This is a genomic window from Niallia laureatilytica, assembly GCF_046613985.1.
Classification (GTDB): Bacteria; Bacillota; Bacilli; order Bacillales; family Cytobacillaceae; genus Niallia.
On record NZ_JBKKHP010000008.1, the window covers coordinates 195,922 to 221,723 of the forward strand.

The following is a 25,802-nucleotide window of genomic DNA, read 5'->3' on the forward strand; positions in this document are numbered from 1 at the left end:
TAGGAATACGCTTACAAAACAGTAGAGGTGAACATATGATGTATTAATAATAAAAGGAAGGGGGAATAAATGATGTTTCCTGAAGCTCTTCCTTCTTTAGTTTGGATACTCTACTATTTATTTATTGTGCTGACAATGCGTCATTAATGCCAAGGACAACCTTTCCTTAGGCGGGTAAGAGCCCGCCTATTTTATTTGCATGTAAATAAGCGCCTAAATCTTTGCAGAAGATATATAATATAAGAATATATACGTTAAATAATTTAAGCATTCATATACATATTAGGAGGTAGTTTTGTGGCAGAGATAAAATTTGAAATCACCGAGCATATTACAGTCCTGTCTGAATCGCCGAAAGGCTGGACGAAAGAGCTGAATCTAATTAGCTGGAATGGACGGGAACCGAAGTACGATATTCGGGACTGGGCTCCAAATCATGAGAAAATGGGCAAGGGGGTTACCCTTGATTTGGACGAGGTATTGAAACTGAAAAAGGCTTTACAGGATTCAGAGTTATAATATTATGTAAGGGAAATGTACAGACAGCTCTGTACATTTTTTTTAAACGAAAAATTTTCACAAAATAGTCGAAAAGCTTCTAAAGGTAGGCAGAGTAACCATTGTAGCAGCCTTTTCTTCGTGAAACATAAATTTCGGGAATGAAAGTAATTCCTATATATGTTATTATTGAGAATATTGAAACTACTCATCAGATATACTCTGATGCAGCTTAGGAGCGCGAACGGCATGTTAAGGTGGAAGCGTAATTTGCTTGTTTTATGGGTCGGAGTGTTTTTTACGGCAGCGAGTTTTTATATGGTCATCCCGTTTTTGCCGATTTTCCTGCTGGAGATTAATGTTCATGACCATACAGAATTATGGGCAGGCATTTTGTTCAGTTCGGCTTTTTTTGCAGGAGCGCTTTCCTCGCCGTTTTGGGGCAGGATAGCAGATAAGTATGGCAGAAAGCCAATGATAGTCAGAGCAGGCTTCGTTTTATTTATTATCTACACATTAGCTGCTTTTGTGACTAACCCATATGAGTTATTGGTTTTACGAATATTGCAAGGGCTTCTTTCCGGCTTTATTCCAGGGGCAATTGCTTTAGTCGGGACGAATACACCGACAGAGAAAGTAGGTTACGCTTTATCGATGATCTCCACCGCAAGTGCTACAGGAGGAATAGTCGGTCCGCTGCTTGGCGGACTGCTTTCAGAGCTAGTCGGCAACAGGCTGGCATTTGCGAGTGCTGGGTTCATCGTTTTCCTTGCAACATTCCTGATTATATTTTTTGTGAAGGAAGAGAATTTCAAGCCTAGCAAGGAAAAGGGCTCTGTCAAAAATGACATTAAGGTTGCGTGGTCAAACCGTCCGCTTATGCTTGTCATGCTGTTGACAGTCGTCACTTCTTGCTCAATCCTTTCGATTGAACCTATTTTGCCGCTGTACATTGTTGATCTTGGCGGCTCTAAAGAAAATGCTTCTTTGCTTGCGGGGGTTGTTTTCTCTTTGCCTGGGATAGCTAGTGTATTGTTTGCTCCGTACTGGGGGAAATGGGCTGATAAGATCGGCTTCAACAGAATATTATTTATCGGCCTCCTTGGAGGCGGATTAGGCACATTTTCGCAAATCATTTTCCAAGATATTTGGGGTTTTTCCATTACCCGCTTTATCTTCGGCATTTTCTTCTGCGCCGTTTTCCCTGCATTGAACGGACTTGTCGTTAGATCAACTTCAGAGGATTTCCGCGGCAGAGCTTTTGGTTTGAACCAGACGGCCAACCAAATTGGCGGTATGATTGGTCCAATGGTTGGTGGATTTTTAGGAGGTATTTTCCCTGCATATAGTGTTTTCATTTTGACAGGGGTTATGCTTCTGGCAGCAGCAGCGATTGCTTATCAGAAGGATGACAGCCTAAAGCAGACTGTATTTAAAAAAGTCATGCATGGTAAAGGATAATCGCACCCACTGCTTATGCTGTACATAATAATAAAATTTGTTACGTACAATAAGCTTTGGGGGTGAAGATTATGACTACAAAAAAACGTGATAAGCAAGAAGACATAAAAGGGAACTTTTCAAAAGCTTACGACCATGAATTCGCAAATGAACCATTGTCTGCAGCAGAAAAGCTTAATAATAAGAAAACAAAAAAACGTCAATAACAAAACGGGCCGCTGTTTGCCGGCCCGTTTTGCTTTTACCAAATAACTTCTACCCACTCAGGGTGATCAATAAATGGATTGCGGTTATGCTGATAATCTTGATAAATTACTTCATTCCTGTTTCTTTCAAAATCGTCAACAGGATCAAGTTCGTTCCAGCGCTTCAATGTGGACAGTTTGCCATGGAGCGGGGCAGAACCGTTATTCACACTTTCTGTTACCTCTAAGTCAAGTTCGCCGCTATCACCTTCATAGCGCACAGCCATATAAAATATCATACGTGCAATGTCGCCTTTAACTTCATCCCGCGGTTCCCAAGAATCGCTGTCAGCATATGTATCTGGCGCTTCTTTTTGGGCAGTTCCTCCATCATCAAAATCCTTGTTGCCACGTGATGAATTAACGGAAACATCAGTAGGTCGCAAGTGATGCAGATCTGTTCCTGCTCCCATTGCTGTGCCAAAGTCACCATGGGATTTCGCCCATACATGCTCTCTGTTCCATGAATCGACACCGCTGCCGTTAGTCGTTTTGCTTTGCGATCTGCCTGTATAAAGCAGAATGACGTTATTGCTGTTGTTAGGGTCTTCATCTGTATGACGCAGCGCATCCCAAACCGCGCTGTAGGAAAGCTCTGTATGATCATCAATAATCTCATGTAAAGCAGTTTTTAAAGCTTCGCCAGTTTTACCTGAGGCACTGTTATAGTAACCTTCATAGTTCTCAGAAGGTGTAGGTGTGCTTCCTGTATCTTCTTCAGGCTCTTCGGGCAATTCCCCTGCAGCACTTATTGACATAGCTGTTACATTTTTTAAACCTGGATGAGAGAAGTAGGCGGCAGTGCTGCCAGTCACTTTTATTTTCGTGCCAATTAATTCCGGATTCGTTTTTAGTCCAAAGCTTCCTCGAAAGGAGGAGGGAATTTGAACATAAAGCATGGAGCCAGTTGCTTTCTCTGCTGGACTGTCTGCGAGTGCTAGGGCATAATCGTCAGAGAAGCTGCTCGTCTGAATGGAGGAAGCTGAAATGGGCTTTCCGACTATGTAACCTTCTACTGTCTGAACTGACCCGTTTTGAGTTTTAATTGCATTCGTTACGGAAAGAGTGGCTGCTCTCGGTGAAACTGTGAAATAAGACGACACCGCTATAGCAGCGATTACTGCAAGCAAAACAAAAATTTTTGAGCTTTTTTTCATTTTCTGCCTCCCATACAAAAATTAAATGCTCTTATAAAATAACATGTTTATATGGAGTAAGTTGTAGAAAAGTGTAAAGAATTTGCTATTATAAATTAATTTAGTAAATTATTTGAAAATTTACAGTTTTCTTATATAATAAAGTTATTCGTTTCGAATGGCGAAATATATGAAAAAGGGGAGAAGCTTACATGAATAAGCTGCAAGGTAAGACGCTGGCAAGGAAGGATGTTTCTGTTGAAGAAACGTGGAACTTAACCGATTTATTTCCTTGTGAAAAAGCATGGAAAATGGAGCTCGATGCTATTACCCAAGACATGGAAAAGTTTGCTGAATATAGAGGAAGTCTTGGAAACAGTGCGATAAATTTACTTCAGTGCCTTCTTGAAAGGGATTCATTATCTGAACGGCTTTCCCGTGTACTTACATATGCAAGCTTGCTTCAATCCGCCGATGGGACAGACCCTAATAATCAAGCAAATGAGGCGATTGCGGCATCTGTTTATGCTGCTGCACGCGCAAATAATTCCTTTATTGATTCAGAAATACTTGCTCTATCGGAGAAGAAAGTCCGTGAGTTTATGAATCAAGAAAGCGGGTTGCAGGATTACAAAAAAACACTGGAGGATTTATTTGAGGCGAAAGCTCATATACTTTCCCCAGAAACAGAGGAAGCCTTAGCTGCATACAGTGAGATTCATGAAGCTCCTTATATGATTTACCAGCGCAGCAAAACATCAGATATGAGCTTCTCATCTTTTACAACAGCAGATGGAACAGAGTATCCTTTAACATTTAATTTATATGCAAAGTATGAGGAGTCGCCTGATACGGAAATTCGCCGTAATGCCTATGACGCTTTCATTCAAACATTAAATCAGTACAAAAATACATATGCAGCTACATATGCAACAGAAGTGAAGAAGCAAGTGGTTGAAGCCAGATTGCGTAACTATGATTCTGTTACAGATATGCTGTTATTTGAACAGCAAGTAACAAAGGAAATGTACCATAACCAGCTTGACACAATATTAACAGAGCTTGCTCCTCATATGCGCCGCTACGCCGCATTAAAAAGACAAGCACTAGGTCTTGATAAATTGCTGTACAGTGATCTAAAAGCTCCTCTTGATTCAGACTTTAATCCTGAAGTGACATATGATGAAGCAGCAGAGCTTGTGCTTGAAGCACTGCAGGTAATGGGGCCGGATTATGCAGAAATTATGAGACAAGGACTGGAGAACCGCTGGGTAGACAGAGCAGATAATATTGGCAAGCGATCTGGCGCCTTTTGTTCAAGTCCATATGGAGCACATCCGTATATTATGATGACATGGAATAATTCCATGCGAAATGCATTTACTCTTGCACATGAGCTCGGACATGCAGGACATTTCGTTTTGGCAGGACAGAATCAGTCCATTTCTAATACACGTCCATCACGGTATTTTGTGGAAGCACCGTCAACCATGAACGAAATGCTGCTCAGCAGACATATTTTAGAAAAATCGGATAATGACAGAATGCGTCGTTGGGTTATTCTCCAATCACTCGGGACATACTACCATAATTTTGTGACACATATATTGGAGGGAGAGCTGCAGCGCCGTATTTATGAACTTGCTGAAGCAGGAACACCGATAACCGCCAAACTGTTATGTGAACAAAATCTCGAGCTGCTTGCAGCATTTTGGGGCGACAGTGTGGAGTTGGATGAGGGAGCAGGATTGACTTGGATGCGCCAGCCGCATTACTATATGGGTCTTTATCCGTATACGTATTCAGCAGGTCTGACAGCTTCCACTGCTGCTGCGTTAATGATTCAAAAAGAGGGTCAGCCTGCTGTAGATCGTTGGCTTGCGGCTCTTAAGGCAGGGGGAACAGTAAAACCTCTTGAATTAATGAAGCTTGCAAATGTGGATATGTCGACACCTGAACCTATCAGTACAGCGGTTGCTTATGTTGGCAGCTTAATAGATGAACTCGAACAAAGCTTTTATTAAAGTTTGAACATCCTTGCAACTATTGCAAGGATGTTTTTTTATGAAAAATAGGATTGACACACTCCTGCTAATCTTATACATTACATAAGTATGTTTTTTTATTATAGGAGGAATTTATGAGCAACAAGAACTATACCCAAGTAAAAATGGTGACGGCAGATCCATCTGCACTTGGACTATTCGGTCTGGCAATGGTGACATTGGTGGCATCTTCACAAAAACTTGGTTTAACAGAAGGGTTATCTTTTATTCTGCCGTGGGCGTTCTTTTTGGGTGGATTGGCTCAATTGATCGCTGCTTTGCTTGATGCGAAGCATAATAATATTTTTGGAACAACTGCTTTTGCAGCATTTGGTCTATTCTGGTTTGGCGTAGGCTTTTCCTGGTTAATCCAACTTGGAGCGTTTGGCGAGGTATTGGCGCAAAATGTTGACCCTAAACAGCTGGGCTTTGCATTTATCGGCTATTTAATTTTCAGCCTTTTCATGACAATTGGGGCAATGGAAACACATAAGGTATTATTCTTTATCTTTGTTTTTATTGATATATTATTTATTGGATTGTCCTTAAGTTCTTTTGATGTGATGTATGAAGTGACACATATGATTGCAGGTGTGGCAGAGCTTTGTATTGCCCTGTTATCCTTCTATGGATGTGGCGCGATTGTGCTGAATACTCATTTTGGAAAAACGGTACTGCCAATCGGAAAACCTTTTGGCGTTTTTAAATAAGAATACGAAAAAGAGTCTATCTATAGGCTCTTTTTTTTGCTCAAAATAATTTATCTATATTAAAGCAATACCTAGAGGATTTGTTGGCATTTCTAATGGAAAATTCTATAATATTTCGTTAAAATAAGTAATTGGCGATATAGTGACATGCTGATGATGGAGGTATATATGATTAGTGAGCTTCAAAAAAACATAAAAGACCTTTCGGAAGAGGAAGCAAAATCTTTGCTGCTGCAAACGGCTCTTTATTTGCAGATGATGAAGGACGCCGACCTCATTTCACAACAGGAAATCATGAAGGAGCTTAGCGATGATATTATGGATAAGCTTATGTCCCGATAATCATCTCTTAGTTTACATACATACTGCAAAAATCCAAAACTATCTCCTCCCCCTATCTATGAAGGAGGCTTTTTTGGCTTCCTTTTCCCCGTTAATCCTTTAAATAGATAACAATAAAAAGGAATAATATTATTCACCTGAACGTTTTTTTACACATATTTAATAATGTTTGGACGTATTTATAGTTAAATTTCTTTTTTAATATATAAAAAGGATAATTTAATTATTTTAAGTTTAGAAAGACTAAACGGTATTTTAGTAGGAGTTTTATTGTTATATCAATATATTTTATCGGTTTAGTTGTGGACATTTGTTGTCCACCCTAAAGAAACAATTGTCTTTATTAATTGTCGATTTTTGTTTCTCGTTCAGTTACATCAAGTTTTCACTATAATTATATTAGTTGTTAGTTGCACAGGATTTAAATCATGAATGGATAGCTGTTTAGAATAGTTATTATATTTGTATACTGTATTTCGTTTTAGAGAGTTGTATCTACAATAGTAGAAATGGAGGAAAACAGTGGGGATTTCTACTAAAAACCTAGATGATTCTACAAAAAATCTATTTTTCTGAAAAATTTGTCTTTACAAGAATAATAGAAAGGTATTATATTATTTATCAAAACGGTTTCTATTTTCAGAATAATTTTTTTAATTAAAAAGTTCCCTCAATTCAAAATTAATTATCAGATTTCATCCTACCAATTTATTACTACCCAAGAAATTAAACTTAAAACACAATAATTCAAGGATTTTAGCAGAGGTGAGTATATGACTAAACATGCGTTATTAGAAGTGGAAGGTTTAAAAACGTATTTTCAAGTAGATAAACACAGAGTTGCAAAAGCTGTGGATGGCGTTGATTTCTCTATAAATCCTGGTGAGACAGTGGCGCTGGTTGGTGAGTCAGGTTCAGGCAAAAGTATAACCTCACTGTCTATAATGAAGCTCGTCGGAAAGCCTGGAAAAATTAAGGGAGGGCAGATTCGCTTTAACGGCGAGGATATTGTCCCCTTTTCTAACAAACAGATGGCAAAGCTGCGGGGCAGTGAGATTGCCATGGTATTCCAAGAGCCGATGACCGCATTAAATCCAGTCTTCACGATTGGAAATCAGCTTATGGAAACAATTCGCAAGCATAAAAAAGTCTCAAAGGAAGAAGCGCGAATCAGAGCCGTTGAGCTATTAAGAATTGTCGGCTTCCCAAGGGCTGAAGAGACAATTAATGAATATCCTCACCAACTTTCCGGAGGGATGCGTCAGCGTGCGATGATTGCTATTGCCATTTCATGTGAGCCGAAGCTGCTGATTGCCGATGAGCCGACAACCGCTCTTGATGTAACGATTCAAGCGCAAATTCTTGATTTGTTAGATGAGATGAAGAAAAAGTTCAACATGGCAGTACTGCTGATAACGCATGACTTAGGTGTCGTAGCTGAATATGCTGACAGGGTCATGGTTATGTATGGCGGACAGATTGTTGAACAGGCGGAAGTAAACAAGATGTTCATTGAGCCGAAGCATCCGTATACGAATGGACTTCTGGAAAGTTTGCCGAAATTAGAGGATGACGTAAGCAGACTTGGTGTTATTAAAGGGACAGTACCGCCTGCCTATGATTTTCCTGTTGGCTGCCGCTTTTCTGACCGCTGTAAACATGTAATGGATAAATGCCGTGTTAGCAATCCTAATCTTCTAGATGTGGAACAAAACCATAAGGTGCGCTGCTACCTGTATGAATAGGAGGAATAAAATTTTATGTCATTAATGGAGCAAGATTTACGAAAAAAGACAGAAGAAGATTACATACTTCAAGCGAAAAACATAAAAAAATACTTTCCAATTAAGGGCGGAGTCCTAAAGCATACAGTTGGCAACGTTAAGGCGGTCGATGATATTTCATTAAATGTTATCAGAGGGGAAACGCTTGGACTTGTAGGTGAATCAGGCTCTGGAAAATCTACGCTAGGACGAGTTATTCTAAGACTCCTTGATCCGACAGAAGGCAGCATTGTCTTTGAAGATAAGGATATTTCAACTTTAAACAACAGAAAGATGCGCCCCATTAGAAAGGATATGCAGATTGTATTTCAAGATCCATTTGCCTCATTAAATGGAAAAATGAGTGTTCAAGAGCTGATTGAAGAGCCGCTGCTAGTTCAGACGAACTTAAACCGACGTGAGCGGGAAGAAAAAGCAATCAGCTTACTTGAGAAGGTAGGGCTTCGGGCAGATGCGAAATCGAAGTATCCTCATGAGTTTTCCGGTGGACAAAGACAGCGGATCAGCATCGCGAGAGCACTAGCGCTGAATCCTAAATTCATTGTCTGTGATGAGCCAGTTTCTGCATTAGATGTTTCCATTCAGGCACAGGTGCTTAACTTGATGGCAGATCTTCAGGAAGAATTCAATTTAACCTATCTATTTATTGCCCATGATTTGAGTGTTGTTAAACATATAAGTGACCGTGTCGCAGTCATGTATTTAGGAAGGATAGCGGAATTGGCACCGAAAAAAGGTCTATATGAAACACCGCTTCATCCATATACACAGGCGCTTTTATCCGCAGTTCCGACAACGGATGTAACAAGAAAGAGAGAAAAGATTATCCTCAAAGGGGATTTGCCAAGCCCGTCCAATCCACCGACAGGCTGTACATTCAGAACACGCTGTCCGAAAGCGCATGAAAGATGTGCAATCGTGCGCCCTGATTTGACGGAAGTGTCAGAAGGCCACTTCGTTGCTTGTCACTTATACACGAAGGAAGACTGAGTATTCTGCCGTTTAAGGAGGTGGTGTGTCGATTTTGAGTTTGGTTTGCTTTTTCTACAGATAATTATTTTAAGGGGGAAAGACGTTGAAAAAGAAAAATTGGTTACTTGTATTAGGCTTTACCTTAATATTCGGGATCTTGGCGGCGTGCAGCAACTCAAGCGACGACACGAATTCTGAGCCTGGCGAAGCAGTTGATGGAGGCACGGTAACTGGTGCGATGGATACAGCTCCTGCTGGTTTATTCAACCCAATTTTCTATGCTGATGCATATGAAAACAATATCTTAACTTTAACGCATGAAGGATTATTAGGACAAGATAAGAACCTTGATTTTATTCCGAAATTAGCAAAAGACTGGGAATTTAACGAAGACCAAACAGAAGTGACATTCCACTTAGAAGAAAACGTGAAATGGCATGATGGCGAGCCATTCACAGCAAACGATGTTGTATTTACATACAAATCGATTGCAAGCCCTGGTTATGTAGAGGCTGGCGGTCTGCGTACACAATATGTTTCAAGACTGTTAGGCTATGAGGATTTCTCTACTGGCAAAACAGATGAATTCCAAGGTGTTGTTGCAGTTGACGACCACACTGTAACATTCAAATTCGCTGAGCCGAATGTATTGGCCCTTTCTGATTCAAGCTTCCCAATCATTCCGGAGCATATCTTTAAAGATGTTGCCATTGCTGACATGCCAAAAGCTGAAGGCACAACAAAAGCAGGCAAAATTGTTGGTACTGGTCCATTTAAATTAACGGACGTTGTAGAAGGCGAGCAATATGTTTTAGAGAAAAACGACGACTACTGGCAAGGTGCACCTAAACTTGACAGCATCGTGTGGAAGGTTGTAGACCAATCTGTCATCCTAGGTATGCTTGAAAGCGGTGAAGTGGACTTTGTAGCAGATCCAACTGGTATCCAGGCTGCAGATTATGAGACAGTTGCTGCAAATGAAAATGTTGAAATTATTGAACAGCCAGATTTCGGTTACCAAGTATTAGGTATGATGGTTAACCACCGTGAACAAGGCGACACATCTATCGATCCATCTAAATGGACAGAAAATACGAAGCTATCCGATCAAAAAGTCCGTCAGGCAATTGCTTATGCTGTTGACCGCGAAGCGATCATCAACGGATTGCTGTACGGCAAAGGGGTAATTCAAAACTCTCCTATCGCAACACAATTCTGGGCATATGATGATACAAAGCCTAACCAATATGCATTTGATGCAGAAAAAGCAAAATCACTATTAGATGAAGCAGGCTATAAAGATACAAATGGCGACGGCTTCCGTGAAGATCCAGATGGAAAAGAGTGGGTGTTGAACCTGAACTATCCATTAGGAAACCAAATTCGTGAAAAATCCGCACCAATCATTCAAGAATATCTTGAAGCTGTCGGAATCAAAATTGACTTGCGTCAGCCAAAACAAGCTGCTGCATACTTTGAAGACCTAGAAAAGAATGCACAAGATTGGGATCTATACTTGCTTGGCTGGAGCTTAGACAGCACAGACCCAGATCCGAGCGGCTTATGGTCTGCTAATGCTGCTTACAACTATTCTCGTTGGAATAACCCTGAAGCAGAACAGCTGTTAAAAGACGCATTTACACCACCAGATGCGTTTGAACAGGATTACAGAAAAGAGAAATACAGCGAATGGCAAGTGAAGTTCTCTGAAGATCTTCCAGCATTAATCCTGTATGCTCAAAACAGCTTATGGGCGCATAACAAACGTCTTCAAGGCATAGATGTATTGCCGTACTCATTCTTGAACAACACACATTTATGGAGTGTGACTGAGTAATTAAAGGTTAATTAGATGGGGCTTTCGTATTTTGGGAAATTCCGCATATTAACAGGAAATTTACTTATATGCGGGGCCTGTTCCTTAAAGAAAGCCCCTTTTAAATTCTTGTTATTTTGGTTCATTTCGTGTGGTGCTGCGGTCTGTACGAAATGAACCAAATAATGGTTCAATCCGGCTGCAACTTTAGCAGCTTTATATTTACATCATAAGAAATGGAGGGGGAGCAATGTATAAGTATATTATTCGTCGCGTATTAGTGTTCATTCCAATGCTATTCGCTTTGACTGTCATCGTGTTTGGCTTAATGCAGGCGGCTCCTGGCGATCCCTTTACTGGAAAGCTTGATCCGAATGTAGACCCAGAAGTATATGAACAGCAAAAAGAAGCTTTAGGGTTGAATGACCCAATTTATGTGCAATATTTCCGCTGGTTAGGAAATATGCTTCAGGGGGACTTTGGGGAATCAATTGTGTATAAGGGACGTGAAGTAACTGACTTGCTTGAATCACGAGTTAGCAATACACTCACGCTAGGAACCTTTTCTTTATTTATTACGATTTTATTTTCCATTCCGATCGGGATTTACTCAGCAAGAAAACCATATTCTATACTTGACTACACAGTAACAACCTTCAGCTTTTTTGGGCTTGCTATTCCGAGTTTCTTCTTCGGTTTGGTGGCAATTTATTTCTTCGCCATCCAGCTCGGCTGGTTCCCGTCACAAGGAACGGTCTCGAGTCCGAATCTGCAAGGAGCAGAGCTTTTCTGGGATAAAATCCATCATTTAATCCTGCCTGGATTAACATTAGGTTTAGGTGGAATGGCTACATATACTCGCTATATGCGCTCAGAGGTGCTCGATGTGCTGTCAGGAGATTATATCCGTACAGCCAGAGCAAAAGGAATGACAGAAAATACAGTATTGTACAAGCATACATTAAGAAATGCCTTGATTCCGATTGTGACATTGCTTGGATTTGAGATTGGCGCCATTTTAGGGGGAGCCATCATTACAGAGGGTGTATATCAATATCCTGGTCTTGGGACATTGTTCATTAACTCTATTTCCAGCAAGGATTATCCTGTCATCATGGTCATTGCTTTAATGATCGGCTTCTTTACATTGCTGGGAAATCTGCTGGCAGATATCGGCTACAGTCTTGTTGACCCGAGAATTCGATACGAGTGAGGTGAATGAACAATGGAACTGAAACAACAAACGATCGAAACAGAACCAAACTTACCTTTAAAGGTAGAAAATAAAAAAAGTAAAACTCCTGGCCAGATTGCACTCGGCAGATTTTTAAAGAATAAATTAGCAGTGCTTGGTGTTATTGTTTTAACGATTATTATCCTTGCCGTCATTTTCGCACCGCTGATTACAGACCAAAGTCCAACTAAGTCAAATTTGCTGTTGGTTGAACGGGGACCAAGCGCTGATCACCCGCTCGGCAATGATGGCTCAGGAAGGGATAATCTTGCTCGTCTATTATATGGAGGACGAATTTCTCTTATCGTAGGATTCTCTGCAATGGTTTGTACGTTAGTAATTGGTGTGCTGTTAGGCTCCATTGCCGGCTACTATGGCGGAATTGTTGATGCGATCATCATGCGTATCGCTGATATCATCATGATGCTTCCATTTATTGTTATTGCTTTAACAGTAGTTTCTATTATGCCAAAGGTGTCAATCGGCAGCTTCGTTGCAATCATTGCGATAACCTCGTGGCCGAATTTAACGAGGATAATCAGGGGAACGTATTTGTCCTTGAGGGAGCAGGAATTTGTTCAAGGAGCAAAGGCAATCGGCGCAAGCGATTTCCGCATTATTTTTAAGCATTTTATTCCGAATGCTATTGGGCCGATTGTAGTAAACGCTACATTGATGATGGCAACTTATATTATCATTGAATCTGCCATGAGCTTCATCGGTTTTGGAATACCGCAGCCAACACCAACATGGGGGAATATGATTTCTGAAGCACAAAGCATCCGTATTTTACGGAACAGCCCTGAAGCATGGATACCGCCAGGACTTTGTATATTTGTCACGGTACTTTGCATCAACTTTATTGGAGACGGTCTTCGCGACGCACTTGATCCAAAAAGCAATAAGCGTTAATGAGGAAAACCTGCTAATGATTTGGCAGGTTTTTTTCTTTTATCTGGAAACAGATGAAGCTAACCTTGTTTATTGCTAATATATAATAGAAGAAAATACATACATAACATAATGGCATCAAGAGGAGGATTACAGATGTATGCGTCAATGGAAATTCAAATGCTCATTCAATTAATTGAGAGGGCAGCATTACTGCTTATTACGCTGTTTTTTTTATCAAGAGTGCCGAAATTTAAGGAAACATTGCAGAAGGAAAATCATTCTCCAACAGAATTGACGCTGATTACGTTCATATTTTGCGCCTTCGCTTTGTTTGGCACGTATTCGGGAATCGAGGTAGAAGGTTCGATTGTTAATATCCGCATTATTGCAGTTATGTCCGGCGGGATTTTATTTGGACCGTGGGTCGGAATCATCACTGGAATTGTGTCAGGTGTTCATCGTTATTTAATTGATATAGGCGGGGTCACCTCTGTGCCTTGTTTAATAACAAGCATTTTGGCAGGGATTGTTGCGGGCATTATTTATTTCCGTGTAAAGAAACAAAAGAGATGGGTATACGGAATCATTGCTGGTATGATTTGCGAAATGCTGACAATGGTGCTTATTCTTGTGATGGCAGAGCCGTTCTCTCTAGGTGTGGATATTGTTGCTAAAATCGCTCTGCCGATGATATTAGGACAAGTCAGCATTGGCTTTATCGTCTTGATGATTGCGAGTGTTGAAGGAGAGAAAGAGAGAATTGCTGCAAAGCAGGCACAGCTGGCATTAGGTATTGCTAACAAAACCTTGCCGTATTTTCGGTCTATCAACAGTGAATCGCTTCATAAGATCTGCAAGATTATCCAGAAGGAGATTAAAGCAGATGCTGTGGCTATCACCGATACGATGGATGTTCTTGCATATGTCGGCTTTGGTGAAGAAAAATATAAAAACGGACATGAAATTATCAGTGGCTTAACGAAGGAAACGATAAGCAGCGGCAAGATAACAATCCGCAATAATATTGCAGACCATCATACACCGCAAATTCATTGTTTGCTAATCATCCCTCTTGAAGAAAGAGGAGTGGTAACTGGTACATTAAAGATTTACTACCGCAAAGCATATACTATCACTCATACACTTCAAACGATGGCGATTGGGCTTGCCCAAATAATTTCTACATTAATGGAGGTTTCCAGAGTCGAACAAATAAAGGAAGCAGCCAATAAAGCTGAATTGAAGGCATTACAGACAAAAATCAATCCACATTTTTTGTTCAATGCGTTAAATGCAATTGCTTCAACTACAAGACGAAATCCCGAAAAAGCTCGGGAATTGATAATCAGTTTATCTGGATATATGAGATATAACTTAGAGGTAGGAGATGAATTAATTGACATTCATCTTGCTTTACAGCAAGTCCAGGATTATATCGATATTGAAAAGGCTCGGTTTGGCAGCAAGCTGCAAGTTGAATACCATATAGATGATGTTCACATTAAAGTGCCGAGCCTTCTTATCCAGCCATTGGTTGAGAATGCCGTTGTCCATGGAATATTGAAAAGAAAAGCACCTGGCCTTATCACTATTTCAGTTGAGGACAAAGAGGAAACTATCAGGGTCAGTGTGGAGGATACAGGTGAAGGAATTAAACAGGAAATCATTGATAAGCTGTACCGCGGCGAAATGTCATCCAAACAAATAGGTCTTTCCAATGTGCATGAAAGAGTGAAGCTGATTTATGGAAAAGGACTTGTGATTGAAAGATTGAATCCTGGTACAAAAGTATATTTTGACATAACAAAGGAGAAACAATGAGAGCAATAATTGTAGAGGATGAAATTCCAGCAAAAGAAGAGCTGGAATATTTAATCGAAACACATAGTGGTATTGAAATTGTTGGTGCTTTTGAGGATGGGCTTGATGTCCTTAAGTTTTTACAGGAGGAGGAAGTAGACGCGATATTTCTTGATATAAATATCCCATCACTTGATGGCATGCTCCTTGCCGGCAATATCAGTTTGTTTGCAAAAAAGCCGTATATTATTTTTACGACAGCCTATAAGGAGCATGCAGCGCAAGCTTTTGAGCTTGAAGCGTTCGATTATATTTTAAAACCTTATGATGAAAAAAGAATTGCCGCAATGCTGAGAAAGCTGGAGACAGCTTTTGAGAAGGACTATGGCAAAGAGGAAGACAAGGGAGAAAAGGAGCCTGCTGCAGATCAAGGAGCCAGCAGGAGAATCAATCTCCGTAAAAATGAAAATATTATCGTAACAGATGTGAACGATATTTACTATGCTTCTGCAAGTGAGAAGGTGACGATTGTCTATACGAAAACAGATGAATATATGATGCCGATGAGTATTTCAGAATTTCATGCAAAGCTTCCTGAAGATTTGTTCTTTAAATGCCATCGCTCGTATACAGTCAATCTTACAAAGATCCATGAGATTGTCCCTTGGTTTAATCATACGTATATTTTAAGATTAAAAGACATTAAAGGAGAGGTGCCTGTAAGCAGAAGCAAGGTAAAGGAATTCCGACAAATTATGCAGCTATAAATGCAATTCATTCCGAAATCTTTGCAATTCATTCTGAAAACGATTTTATGAATAGTTTCGGAGGTATAATCCTCCTATAAAGAAAACGCTTAAATCTTAAGTTAAGAGTTTTATATAGGAAGAACCGAAACGAGGAAAAGAGGAGATTTCAGATGAAAAACCGCACAGAAAACCGGCTGTTAATTGTCATCGGTACAATCATTGTTCAAATGGGTCTTGGTACAATATATACGTGGAGCTTGTTCAATCAGCCGCTTGTTGATGCATTTGGCTGGAAATTAAGCTCTGTTGCTATCACCTTTTCTATTACTAGCTTCGCATTGGCATTTGCGACATTGTTTGCAGGGCGCCTGCAGGATAAATGGGGAATTCGCCGCCTAATCGCTGCATCAGGTATATTGCTCGGCGTAGGGTTGATTCTTAGCTCTCAAGCTTCATCACTCGGAATGCTTTATGTGCTTGCAGGAGTGGTTGTCGGCTTTGCCGATGGTACAGCGTATATTACAACATTATCGAATTTAATTAAGTGGTTCCCAGAGAAAAAAGGTCTTATTTCAGGTATTTCAGTAGGAGCATACGGAACTGGAAGTCTTGTGTTTAAGTATATTAATGGACATTTTATAAGTGCATACGGTGTAACGTCAGCCTTCTTATTTTGGGGTATCATCGTTCTGATTATGGTAGTCGGCGGCTCTTTCCTAGTGAGAGAAGCAAAGGTTACTTCAAGTGCAGCAGCAGGAAATGTTGCTACAAAGGATTATACAGTGAAGGAAATGCTGAAGACAAAACAGGCATACCTGCTGTTCGTCATTTTCTTTACAGCATGCATGAGCGGACTATACTTGATTGGTATTGTTAAGGATATCGGTGTTAGTCTTGCAGGTCTCGATGCAGCAACTGCTGCAAATGCAGTAGCATTAGTTGCAATCTTTAATACGACAGGCCGTATAGTTTTAGGAGCGCTGTCAGATAAAGTCGGCAGATTGAAAGTTGTTTCAGGTGCATTATTCGCAACGGCAATTGCTGTAGCAACATTGAGCTTTGTTCCATTAAACTTCCCGATATTCTTTGCTTGTGTTGCGGTTATTGCCTTCTGCTTTGGTGGAAACATTACTGTATTCCCTACGATTGTAGCAGACTTCTTCGGATTAAAGAATCAAAGCAAAAACTACGGTGTAATCTATCAAGGTTTTGGCATCGGTGCATTGGCCGGTTCCTTTATTGCAGCACTTTTAGGAGGATTTATTCCAACCTTCATTATCTTGACGATTCTCTGCATTATCTCCTTGGTAATTGCATTCACAATCAAACCGCCATACCAAGGTAAAGCGGAAAGAAAATCTAATCAGAAGCTGCCTAACATGCAGCCTTCACACAAGTACTGATATGTAAATAGTTGCTAGTCCCTCTAAAGATATTTCTTTAGAGGGGTTTTTTGCATGTTTTTGAGAGAGTTCGTATATGCATAAGGAAAGGAGCTGTTTTATGATAATTACGTCTTAAGTCTTAGATGCGATTCCTTTTTAAGTCTATGGAAAAAATATTGCTTATCCGTTATTGTATAAGCATAAGAGTAATATAATTGAAACCTTTTTTTCACATAGTTCGTATAAAAATAAAAGACGTAAAGTCAGGAGTCGATCAAATTGAACTCATTTTTGCTTTTTCTCATCCGAACGGGTGTTGCGCTGCCAACAGGGATATTGACTTGGTTTGTTAGCATGTTTGCATTCAATCAAGGTTTCTTCCTATCAGTCATATATGCGGTGGGCCTCGGGACTGCTGCTTATTTCCTAGCCGATGGAATCAGCTCCCACAGATTTTTAAAGAAGCATGCTTTGACAAGAAAAGAGTATAAGTTTATTCAAAAACAGCTTAAAGAAGCAAACAGCAAGATATCGAGGCTTAATCGGGCGATGTTACAAATCCGCCATTTGCCGTCTATAAAGAAGAGAATTGATTTTATCAGGGTGACGAAAAAAATCTACCGTTTGACAAAACAGGAGCCGAAAAGATTCTACAAGGCGGAAAAGTTCTATTATTCCCATTTGGATTCTGCTGTAGAAATAGCGGAAAAATACGCTTTGCTTTCTGCCCAGCCAAAGAAAAATTATGATTTGCAGGAAACGCTGACTGAAACGAGAATTACTTTAGAGAAGCTGTCATTCACACTGGAGGAGGATCTTCATGAGATTCTTGCAGATGACATCGATGACTTGCATTTCGAGATGGATGTAGTTCGTCATACTTTGGACAGCAAGAAATTAGATAATAAGCCAATTGATGAAAGCAGGAGGTTAAAATGACCGAAAGGGATGAAATTCAATTAAACGAGAGCTTGCAGAATAGTCCTGCAGAAAAGGCGAATTCACATCGCCTTTTTCCTGTTTTATCTGAACAAGAGCAGCTTGAAGCGAAAGCGCTTGCCGATAGCCTCGATTGGTCCAGTCATCATGCCCTGATAAATTTCGGACATGATGCGCAAAAACGGCTCCTTACTTTTTCACAGACGATGATTGACCATGTCCAAAGAAAGGATGTAGGAGAAGTAAGCAGTATTATGAAGGATTTAATGGTGCGGCTTGATGACATCAATCCTGATGAATTATCGGTTAAAAAGAAGGGGCTGTTTTCTCGTCTTTTCGGCAGAGCAAAGTCTTCTGTGCAGGAGATACTGTCTCAATATCAAAAAACAAGTGCTCAGATTGACAGGATTAGCGTAAGGCTTACAAGAAGCAAAAATTTGCTTATCTCAGATATTCATTTGCTGGAGCAGCTTTATGAAAGCAACAAAAAGTATTTCCATGATCTAAATATACTGATTGCAGCTGCAGAAACAAAGCTTGCAGAGGTAAAGGAGCAAATAATCCCAGACAAGAGAAAGCTTGCATTAGAGCTTCAGGACGAAATGAAAATGCAGGAGGCAGAGGATATGGAGGACTTTGCTGAAAGGTTGGAGAAACGCATCTACGATTTAAAAATCAGCAGACAAATTACCATCCAGACAGCACCTCAAATCAGACTGATTCAGCAAACAAACCAGACCGTTGTGGAGAAAATCCAGTCTTCCATTATGACAGCAATTCCCCTGTGGAGAAATCAACTGTCCATTGCATTAACATTATTGAGGCAAAAGCATGCAATGGAAACAGAAAGCAGTCTCCGCAACGCCACAGGTAATATTATTGAAAAAAACACAGAAATGATCCGTATGAATGCAAGCGGCAGTCAGGGGCAAATCCTAGAGATTGCTGAACTGAAAGAAACTCAGCAAAAGCTTTTGTCTGCAATTGAAGAAACAATCGCCATCCAGGTAGACGGCAGCCAAACAAGACAGCAGGCGGAACACGAATTAAAAACGGTCATTCAGCTCGATAAATAGCAGGCAGGAGTGGTAAAGATGGAAGCAAAGCTTAAGATCGTTCCATGCACTGATGCGAATCGGATACTTTTAAAAAATTACCGCTTGAAAAAGGGGCAGGAGCAGTGGACGGCCATGCCTCTTGCTGCAATGGAACAATGTGACACAGATAAAGATAGATATCCGTTTCTGCTGCTATGGGATTTGCAGCTTGCAGGTTTTTTCGTTCTGCATAAAGGGAAAGGTGTGATGGAATACCACAGCAATAAGAACGCCATATTGCTGCGCGCCTATTCGATTGAAGCAAGTTACCAGGGTAGAGGATTTGCTGGAAGCATGCTAAAGCAACTTCCTGAGTTTATAAAGGGCTCGTTTCCTTCTGCAGATGAACTGATTCTTGCCGTTAACGAGGACAATGAGGCTGCACAGCATGTTTATGAGAAGGCAGGCTTTGCAGACAGAGGACTGCGTGCTGCCGGAAGTGCCGGCCACCAGCTGGTTTTACACAAGAACATATAAAAAAAATCACCCTAAAATCTTTAAGGTGATTTTGTTATATTTTAATCTCTTGATGGAGAATAAGTTCTTTTCGTTCCATTTATCAAGGAAGCAAAATCAACTCGCTTATTGATAACGTAGATGATCGGAATCCCGACTGCAAGGACGACAAATTCGCCGACTGCTGTTGTAAGCCATGTTGCCCAGAATGGAAAGTCCAATGCTAAATGCAATTCAAAGGCAATAATAAACATCGTGAAGGTAAACACGATAGTATTAATAATCATACGCTTAACAATGTTTTTTACATAGCGACCAACTACTATGGTAATAAGCAAACTGATAATAGACTGGCCAACACCAAATATAAGGTCATAAGGAACCATTGGCGAAAAGAATAAATTAGCTAGAAATACTCCAGCAACTATTCCGTAAATGTATTTCTTATTGAAGACAACAAGATGATTAAACATTTCGGATAAGCGAAACTGGACATTCGTAAAGCCGAATGGAGCAATTGCAACAGTGACAGCAATGTACAATGCTGCAATCACACCGTTTACTGCAAGTGTTTTTGTATTCATTTTTTTCTCTCCCTTAGTTTTTTTACGTGGGATGGTTACGAACCACGATATGAAAATATTATAAAACCAAACAATAATCCTACATTAAAAGGGTATGTGAGTCAATATAATTTTATCCTAATATAATTAATAGCCCTACGCACTGTGGTGTGCATAATATGTTTTCTCTTCACACATATAATAAATATTAGCCAATTGTAAAATGCAGCTTTGAGAGGAATGGTGATTTAGTGAAAGCATTAGTATTGCAATCTGACTTTGGTTTAAGTGACGGAGCCGTTTCAGCTATGTATGGAGTGGCCAATTCCGTTCAACCTGATTTGCGCATTTTTGACCTGACACATGATATTCCCCCTTTTAATATATGGGAGGCTTCTTATCGCCTTCTACAAACTGTGTCTTACTGGCCGAAAGGAACTGTATTTGTTTCTGTAGTAGATCCAGGCGTTGGATCAGACAGAAAGAGTATCGTTGTAAAAACTTTAGAAGGCCATTACATAATCACGCCTGACAATGGCACGATTACACATATGCTTCATGCAATAGAAGAAGTTCGCGTGCTTGATGAAACAAAGAATCGCCTTCCAAACAGCGGTGAGTCATACACTTTTCATGGCAGAGATATTTATGCCTATACAGGTGCGAGACTTGCTTCAGGACAAATAAGCTACCAAGATATCGGACACTCCACAGAAAAGGAAGCAGTTGTAACATTGCCTGTTGTAAAAGCGGTACTGGCTAATAATGAGCTTAATGGCATTATTGAAATACATGATAATCGGTTCGGAAATATATGGACGAATATCCCGGCGTCTATGGTAAAACAAAGCGGAGTAAAATATGGAGATACATTAACTGTCACAATCAATTATAATAAGGAAGAAATCTTCAAGGATAAAGTTCTTTTTGGTCATTCTTTTGCTGACGCTGCTATTGGCGAACCTATTGCCTACTTGAATTCTCTTCATTATTTCAGTCTCGCTATTAACCAGAAGTCGATGGCAAACAGATATAATTTAGGAACAGGCAATGAGTGGAGAATACTAGTAGAGAAATAAATAAGATAACCAGACGCGTTTATAGCGGTCTGGTTTTTTTGTTTTTATAAAAGAAAGATAGTATTTATAGAAAATTTAGAATATAATAAAAATATTCTATTTTGTAAAACGAAATAAATGAAAGAAGGGGTAATTTTTGAGAGAACAAGTTGCTGCTGTGAAAACGAAAGGTGTATTTGATCAATTGCTGGAACATTCCCTTGTGCAAAAAGGGCTGGAGTATTTGCTAAAGGATGCAGATGCAACGCTGGAGGAGCAGATTGAGCTCACAAAAATACCGGCGCCTTCTTTTATGGAAGCGGAAAGAGGCAGGGTTTATAAGGCGAAGCTGGAGCTTCTTGGTCTTGACGATATTCAGGAAGACAGACACGGCAATGTGTTTGGAATTCGCCCTGGCACTGGTAAAGGTCCAAGAATTTTCGTATGTGCTCACTTGGATACTGTTTTTCCGAATGGGACAGATATAGTTGTCAGAAGAGAGAATGGCAAGGTGTTTGCTCCGGGAATTTCTGATGATGGCCGCGGGCTTGCAGCTGTACTAACACTGGTGCGAGCATTTAATGAGACAAACATTCAGACAGAAGGCGATATTATTTTTGGAGCAACAGTGGGAGAGGAAGGACTCGGCGACTTGAGAGGAGTAAAGGGCTTGTTTGCGGACAGGACGGATATAGACGGCTTTATTTCCATCGAGCCTGGGCATCCGGAGCGCATTACCTATCTCGGGACAGGAAGCCATCGTTTCCACATTACTTATAAAGGATCAGGAGGCCACAGCTTTGGCGACTTTGGTATCCCGAGCCCGATTCATGCACTCGGCAGAGCAATCAGTAAAATCGGTGATATAAAAACGCCTGACGAACCGAAAACAACCTTTAATGTCGGTACGATAACAGGCGGCACTTCAGTAAATACAATTGCCGAAGAAGCCAGCATGATGCTTGATATGCGTTCTAATTCTGCAGAAGAGCTTATTCGTCTCGAAGAGCAGGTCATGGATATTCTCCACAACTCGGCAGAAGAGGAGAACAATCGCTGGAACAGTGAAAAGACAGCGATTGAAGTGACAATTAAGCAGGTAGGTGACAGACCGGCAGGCGCACAAAGCCCAGAAGGAGAAATAGTGCAGACAACGATTGCTGCAGCAGCTTCTCTCGGTTTGAACCCTGTGCTGTCACAAGCCTTCAGCACAGATTCCAATGTACCGATCAGCCTTGGCATTCCTGCTGTGACATTAGGTGGCGGTGGCAGTAACAGCGGCGGTTTTCACACTTTAGAGGAGTATTTCGATCCAACAGATGCCCATATCGGACCGCAAAATATCTTTTTGACGATATTAGGACTAGTAGGAATGAGAGATGTAACAGCACCATTACTATCAAAGAAATAATAGATAAAGCAGAGAACTAAGTTTCTCTGCTTTTTTTTGAGTGTAAAAAGCCGTTCCTAAAAATTTTTTGGGAAACTTTTAAAAAATATTTCCCTCGACTTATTCCTGACACATTTCTTTTATATTCTATTACTTGTAAGAGGCACAAGCCTATTGGAACTAAGAAAAAATGCAAGTTAAGCATATAAAATATAACAAGAAAGAGGATGAGAAGAAGGATGAAGAAAAGCATAAAGAAATGGATCGTTAGCGGAGTTATTGTTGTAGTAATTGGTGGAGGTTTTGGTTCCTACTTTTATTTCACAAAAAATGATACGCAGCAAGTAGCTGCACAGGCAACAACACAAACCGCTGCTGCAGAAGTTGGAGATGTAGAAATTAATGTGAGCGGAACTGGCAGCATAGCAGCTATTAATACAGAGGCAGTAACCTCTGTCGGCAATGCAACAGTCGATGAGGTGAATGTAGCAGTTGGAGATGAAGTCGAAGAAGGAGATGAACTTGTTACATTTGAAGATGATACGCTTGACCCGATTACAGCTTCTTTCTCTGGTGAAATTACGGCGCTTAATGTAGAAGAAGGCGACAGTGTTTCAATGGGAACAGAAGTATTGACAGAAACAGACTATGATAATTTAGAAATGGTTGTAAATGTGGACGAGCTTGATATTTCTAAAGTTGAGAAAGGACAAGAAGCTACGATTACAGTAAGTGCTTTAGAAGACAAAGAATTTACAGGTGAAGTAACGAATGTTGCAAAAGAGGCAACTTCATCTGAAGGTTCTAGTGTGGCAAAATACGAGGTAACAGTAAAAGTTAAAAAACCTTCTGGATTATTAGTTGGGATGACAGCAGAAGCAACTATCACAACGGACAGTAAAACAGATGTAGTAACAGTTCCAGTCGAAGCAGTACAAAAAGAAGATGATGAATATTATGTTCTAATCCCGTCTGGATCTTCAACAACTGAGGAAGGTTCAACAGCAACAGCAACAACAAAGCAGACTGTAGAAGTAGGTTTGGAAAATGAAGATGTTGCTGAAATTACAAGTGGATTAGAAGAAGGAACTACAGTTGTTCTGCCAACATTTGAATCAAGCAGTGACAGCAGCAGCCAGCAGGGCTTGCCAGGCGGAGGGCAAATGCCATCAGGCGGACAAATGCCAAGCGGAGGGCAAATGCCATCAGGCGGCTTCGGCGGCGGAGGTGCTAACCAGTAATGATTGAAGAAAATAGAATTGTAGAAATTAAGAACTTAAATAAGCAATATACACTTGGCGGAGAAACGGTCAAGGCACTGGATAATGTGAGCTTCTCTATTAATAAGGGCGACTTTATTGCCATCATCGGTCCATCAGGGTCAGGCAAATCGACCTTGATGAATATGATCGGCTGTCTGGATACACCAGATTCTGGCGAATACTTCCTTGATGGGCAAAATGTCTTTCAATTAAAAAGCAAACAGTTAGCAGATGTAAGAAACCATAAGATTGGCTTTATCTTTCAGTCATTCAATCTGTTGACGAAGCAATCGGCATTTGAAAATGTAGAACTGCCGTTAATTTACAGAGGAATGAACAGCAAGGAACGAAAAGAAGTTGCTTTGACTGCTTTAAAAAAGGTAGGATTGCTGGAACGTGCTGGCCATAGGCCGACTGAATTGTCAGGTGGCCAGCAGCAGCGTGTGGCGATTGCCCGCGCTCTTGCCGGCAACCCGCCGATTCTGCTTGCGGACGAACCTACAGGGGCGTTGGACAGTAAGACAGGAGTAGAAGTGATGAAGCTAATCAAGGATTTGAACAAGCAAGGACATACAATTATATTAATCACCCATGATCTTGAAATAGCGAAGCAGGCTAAGAGAGTCATCCGTATTCAAGATGGAAGACTCAGGGAGGAAAAGGAGGTAGGAGTTTCTTGAAATTAGGGCAAGCAATAAAAATATCATTTAAGAATATAACCATGAACAAGCTTAGAGCCGTTCTGACGATGCTTGGAATAATTATCGGAGTTGCTGCTGTAATTGCCTTGACCTCTTTAGGAATGGGTGCTTCCCAATCGGTTTCAGAAGAGGTTTCCAGTCTTGGCAGCACAACTGTTTCCGTATCACTGTCTGGCAATTCAAGCGATGAGGAAGTCGTCACATATGATGAACTCATGTCCTTTGAAGATTTGTCGGAGGTAGAAGCAGTAGCACCGACGGTTTCTACTAGCAGTACATTGAAAAACGGTACAACATCAAGCGAAGGTGTTACTGTAACAGGGATTAACAATTCCTACGAAGATGTAAATGACATTACGGTCCGCTCTGGGCGCAGCATTATGGATATTGATTTGGATAACCGTAATAAGGTCGTCGTGTTAGGCGCCAATGTTGCTACAGAACTGTTTGGTTTTTCAAATGCTGTTGACCAGACTATTAAAATAGATGGCACAACTTTTAAAGTAATTGGTGTGCTAGAGGAGCAAGGTGAAGAACTGTCAGGCTCTGTTGATGATCAAGTATTGATTCCTTTTACAACAGCACAGCGCTTTATCGGGCAAACATATGTAACATCAGCTACAGTTAAAATGACATCTGAGGATACTGTTGAAATTGGAATGGCAAAAATGGAGCAGGATTTATACAACCAATTCGGCGGTGACGAAACATCCTATTCTGTCCGCAATCAATCTTCTGTATCTGATGCCCTTGATTCTGTCAGCAATACAATGACATATCTGCTTGCAGGTATCGCAAGTATTTCCTTAATTGTCGGAGGAATTGGCATCATGAACATTATGCTTGTATCTGTTACAGAAAGAACAAGGGAAATCGGGATAAGAAAAGCAATTGGAGCGAAGAAAAAAGATATCATGTTACAGTTCTTAATTGAAGCGGTTGTTTTAAGTGCATTTGGCGGAATACTCGGTGCCTTGATTGGACTTGGAAGTGCTGAGGTGCTGTCAAGCATGCTTGATATGACAATGCAGATCACTTGGTGGATTGTCGGAGGTTCGGTAACCTTCTCTATCTTAATAGGGATAATATTCGGCATCTTCCCTGCTAACAAAGCATCAAACTTAAGCCCGTTAGAGGCCTTGAGGTATCAGTAATATTTAGGGTCAGGCTTTTGCTAGTATAGTAAAAGCCTGACCCTCTTTTCATAGGTGATAGTTTTTTATCCCTTTATTCTTGTATAATGAGTAAAAAACAAAAGGACTAAT

At 40.5% G+C, this 25,802-nt stretch carries 24 protein-coding genes and 1 riboswitch; of the genes, 22 read left to right on the forward strand and 2 right to left on the reverse strand.

Annotation, left to right across the window (positions count from 1 at the left end; translation table 11 throughout):
* The first annotated feature begins 297 nt into the window (after positions 1-297).
* From ACLIJJ_RS18925 to sspO, 3 genes are all read left to right on the forward strand, one after another.
* Entirely contained in the window at positions 298-519 is a 222-nt protein-coding gene (locus tag ACLIJJ_RS18925) for a YdbC family protein (protein ID WP_233316346.1), read from the forward strand.
* A gap of 228 nt (positions 520-747) precedes the next feature.
* On the forward strand, positions 748-1,959 hold the full coding sequence (locus ACLIJJ_RS18930; protein ID WP_233316347.1) for an MFS transporter: 1,212 nt from the start codon (positions 748-750) through the stop codon (positions 1,957-1,959).
* A gap of 71 nt (positions 1,960-2,030) precedes the next feature.
* Positions 2,031-2,165: a small acid-soluble spore protein SspO gene (gene sspO, locus ACLIJJ_RS18935; protein ID WP_233316348.1), complete on the forward strand. Its 135-nt coding sequence runs from the start codon at positions 2,031-2,033 to the stop codon at positions 2,163-2,165.
* A 35-nt stretch (positions 2,166-2,200) separates the two neighbouring features.
* On the opposite strand, the gene ACLIJJ_RS18940 is transcribed toward sspO, so the two are convergent.
* On the reverse strand, positions 2,201-3,361 hold the full coding sequence (locus tag ACLIJJ_RS18940) for an endonuclease (RefSeq protein ID WP_251646404.1): 1,161 nt from the start codon (positions 3,359-3,361) through the stop codon (positions 2,201-2,203).
* A gap of 191 nt (positions 3,362-3,552) precedes the next feature.
* Here ACLIJJ_RS18940 and pepF point away from each other — a divergent pair, with 191 nt between their 5' ends.
* From pepF to ACLIJJ_RS19010, 14 genes are all read left to right on the forward strand, one after another.
* Positions 3,553-5,364: an oligoendopeptidase F gene (pepF, locus tag ACLIJJ_RS18945; RefSeq protein ID WP_233316350.1), complete on the forward strand. Its 1,812-nt coding sequence runs from the start codon at positions 3,553-3,555 to the stop codon at positions 5,362-5,364.
* Positions 5,365-5,480: 116 nt separating this feature from the next.
* Complete coding sequence (locus ACLIJJ_RS18950; protein WP_237940711.1) at positions 5,481-6,095, forward strand: acetate uptake transporter; 615 nt, start codon at positions 5,481-5,483, stop codon at positions 6,093-6,095.
* A gap of 168 nt (positions 6,096-6,263) precedes the next feature.
* Positions 6,264-6,437 carry a hypothetical protein gene (locus ACLIJJ_RS18955; RefSeq protein WP_233316352.1) on the forward strand — a complete coding sequence of 58 codons (174 nt, stop codon included), beginning with the start codon at positions 6,264-6,266 and terminating at the stop codon, positions 6,435-6,437.
* 773 nt (positions 6,438-7,210) lie between these two features.
* The gene (locus tag ACLIJJ_RS18960; RefSeq protein ID WP_233316353.1) at positions 7,211-8,182 is read left to right on the forward strand and encodes an ABC transporter ATP-binding protein; all 972 of its coding nucleotides are present in this window, start codon (positions 7,211-7,213) and stop codon (positions 8,180-8,182) included.
* 24 nt (positions 8,183-8,206) lie between these two features.
* Complete coding sequence (locus ACLIJJ_RS18965) at positions 8,207-9,211, forward strand: ABC transporter ATP-binding protein (protein WP_233316418.1); 1,005 nt, start codon at positions 8,207-8,209, stop codon at positions 9,209-9,211.
* An 85-nt stretch (positions 9,212-9,296) separates the two neighbouring features.
* Positions 9,297-11,030: a peptide-binding protein gene (locus tag ACLIJJ_RS18970; protein ID WP_233316354.1), complete on the forward strand. Its 1,734-nt coding sequence runs from the start codon at positions 9,297-9,299 to the stop codon at positions 11,028-11,030.
* Between the two features lie 229 nt (positions 11,031-11,259).
* A complete protein-coding gene (locus tag ACLIJJ_RS18975) occupies positions 11,260-12,222 on the forward strand; it encodes an ABC transporter permease (protein ID WP_233316355.1) in 963 nt (320 codons plus the stop codon).
* 12 nt (positions 12,223-12,234) lie between these two features.
* On the forward strand, positions 12,235-13,155 hold the full coding sequence (gene opp4C, locus ACLIJJ_RS18980; protein ID WP_233316356.1) for an oligopeptide ABC transporter permease: 921 nt from the start codon (positions 12,235-12,237) through the stop codon (positions 13,153-13,155).
* 135 nt (positions 13,156-13,290) lie between these two features.
* Positions 13,291-14,958 (forward strand): ECF transporter S component, encoded by a 1,668-nt coding sequence (locus ACLIJJ_RS18985; protein WP_411411473.1) that lies wholly within the window; start codon positions 13,291-13,293, stop codon positions 14,956-14,958.
* Entirely contained in the window at positions 14,955-15,704 is a 750-nt protein-coding gene (locus tag ACLIJJ_RS18990) for a LytR/AlgR family response regulator transcription factor (protein ID WP_251646408.1), read from the forward strand. Before ACLIJJ_RS18985 ends, ACLIJJ_RS18990 begins: the two co-directional genes overlap by 4 nt.
* Positions 15,705-15,856: 152 nt before the next feature.
* Entirely contained in the window at positions 15,857-17,089 is a 1,233-nt protein-coding gene (locus tag ACLIJJ_RS18995) for an L-lactate MFS transporter (RefSeq protein WP_233316359.1), read from the forward strand.
* Between the two features lie 261 nt (positions 17,090-17,350).
* Complete coding sequence (locus ACLIJJ_RS19000) at positions 17,351-18,010, forward strand: 5-bromo-4-chloroindolyl phosphate hydrolysis family protein (RefSeq protein ID WP_233316360.1); 660 nt, start codon at positions 17,351-17,353, stop codon at positions 18,008-18,010.
* A complete protein-coding gene (locus ACLIJJ_RS19005; RefSeq protein ID WP_237940713.1) occupies positions 18,007-19,086 on the forward strand; it encodes a toxic anion resistance protein in 1,080 nt (359 codons plus the stop codon). Before ACLIJJ_RS19000 ends, ACLIJJ_RS19005 begins: the two co-directional genes overlap by 4 nt.
* 18 nt (positions 19,087-19,104) lie before the next feature.
* A complete protein-coding gene (locus ACLIJJ_RS19010) occupies positions 19,105-19,584 on the forward strand; it encodes a GNAT family N-acetyltransferase (RefSeq protein WP_251646410.1) in 480 nt (159 codons plus the stop codon).
* A gap of 41 nt (positions 19,585-19,625) precedes the next feature.
* On the opposite strand, the gene ACLIJJ_RS19015 is transcribed toward ACLIJJ_RS19010, so the two are convergent.
* Complete coding sequence (locus ACLIJJ_RS19015; protein ID WP_237940715.1) at positions 19,626-20,147, reverse strand: QueT transporter family protein; 522 nt, start codon at positions 20,145-20,147, stop codon at positions 19,626-19,628.
* A gap of 7 nt (positions 20,148-20,154) precedes the next feature.
* Positions 20,155-20,199, reverse strand: a riboswitch (PreQ1 riboswitch).
* A gap of 178 nt (positions 20,200-20,377) precedes the next feature.
* On the opposite strand from ACLIJJ_RS19015, the gene ACLIJJ_RS19020 reads away from it, so the two are divergent.
* From ACLIJJ_RS19020 to ACLIJJ_RS19040, 5 genes are all read left to right on the forward strand, one after another.
* Positions 20,378-21,205, forward strand: coding sequence for an SAM hydrolase/SAM-dependent halogenase family protein (locus ACLIJJ_RS19020; protein ID WP_311315912.1), 828 nt, complete (start codon positions 20,378-20,380; stop codon positions 21,203-21,205).
* Positions 21,206-21,341: 136 nt separating this feature from the next.
* Positions 21,342-22,595: a M20/M25/M40 family metallo-hydrolase gene (locus ACLIJJ_RS19025; protein WP_233316364.1), complete on the forward strand. Its 1,254-nt coding sequence runs from the start codon at positions 21,342-21,344 to the stop codon at positions 22,593-22,595.
* 218 nt (positions 22,596-22,813) lie between these two features.
* Positions 22,814-23,815 carry an efflux RND transporter periplasmic adaptor subunit gene (locus ACLIJJ_RS19030; RefSeq protein ID WP_411411474.1) on the forward strand — a complete coding sequence of 334 codons (1,002 nt, stop codon included), beginning with the start codon at positions 22,814-22,816 and terminating at the stop codon, positions 23,813-23,815.
* Entirely contained in the window at positions 23,815-24,516 is a 702-nt protein-coding gene (locus tag ACLIJJ_RS19035; RefSeq protein ID WP_245399834.1) for an ABC transporter ATP-binding protein, read from the forward strand. The genes ACLIJJ_RS19030 and ACLIJJ_RS19035 overlap by 1 nt, the downstream gene beginning before the upstream one ends.
* Positions 24,513-25,691, forward strand: a complete 1,179-nt coding sequence (locus ACLIJJ_RS19040) for an ABC transporter permease (protein WP_237940716.1) — start codon at positions 24,513-24,515, stop codon at positions 25,689-25,691. The genes ACLIJJ_RS19035 and ACLIJJ_RS19040 overlap by 4 nt, the downstream gene beginning before the upstream one ends.
* Positions 25,692-25,802: the final 111 nt, after the last annotated feature.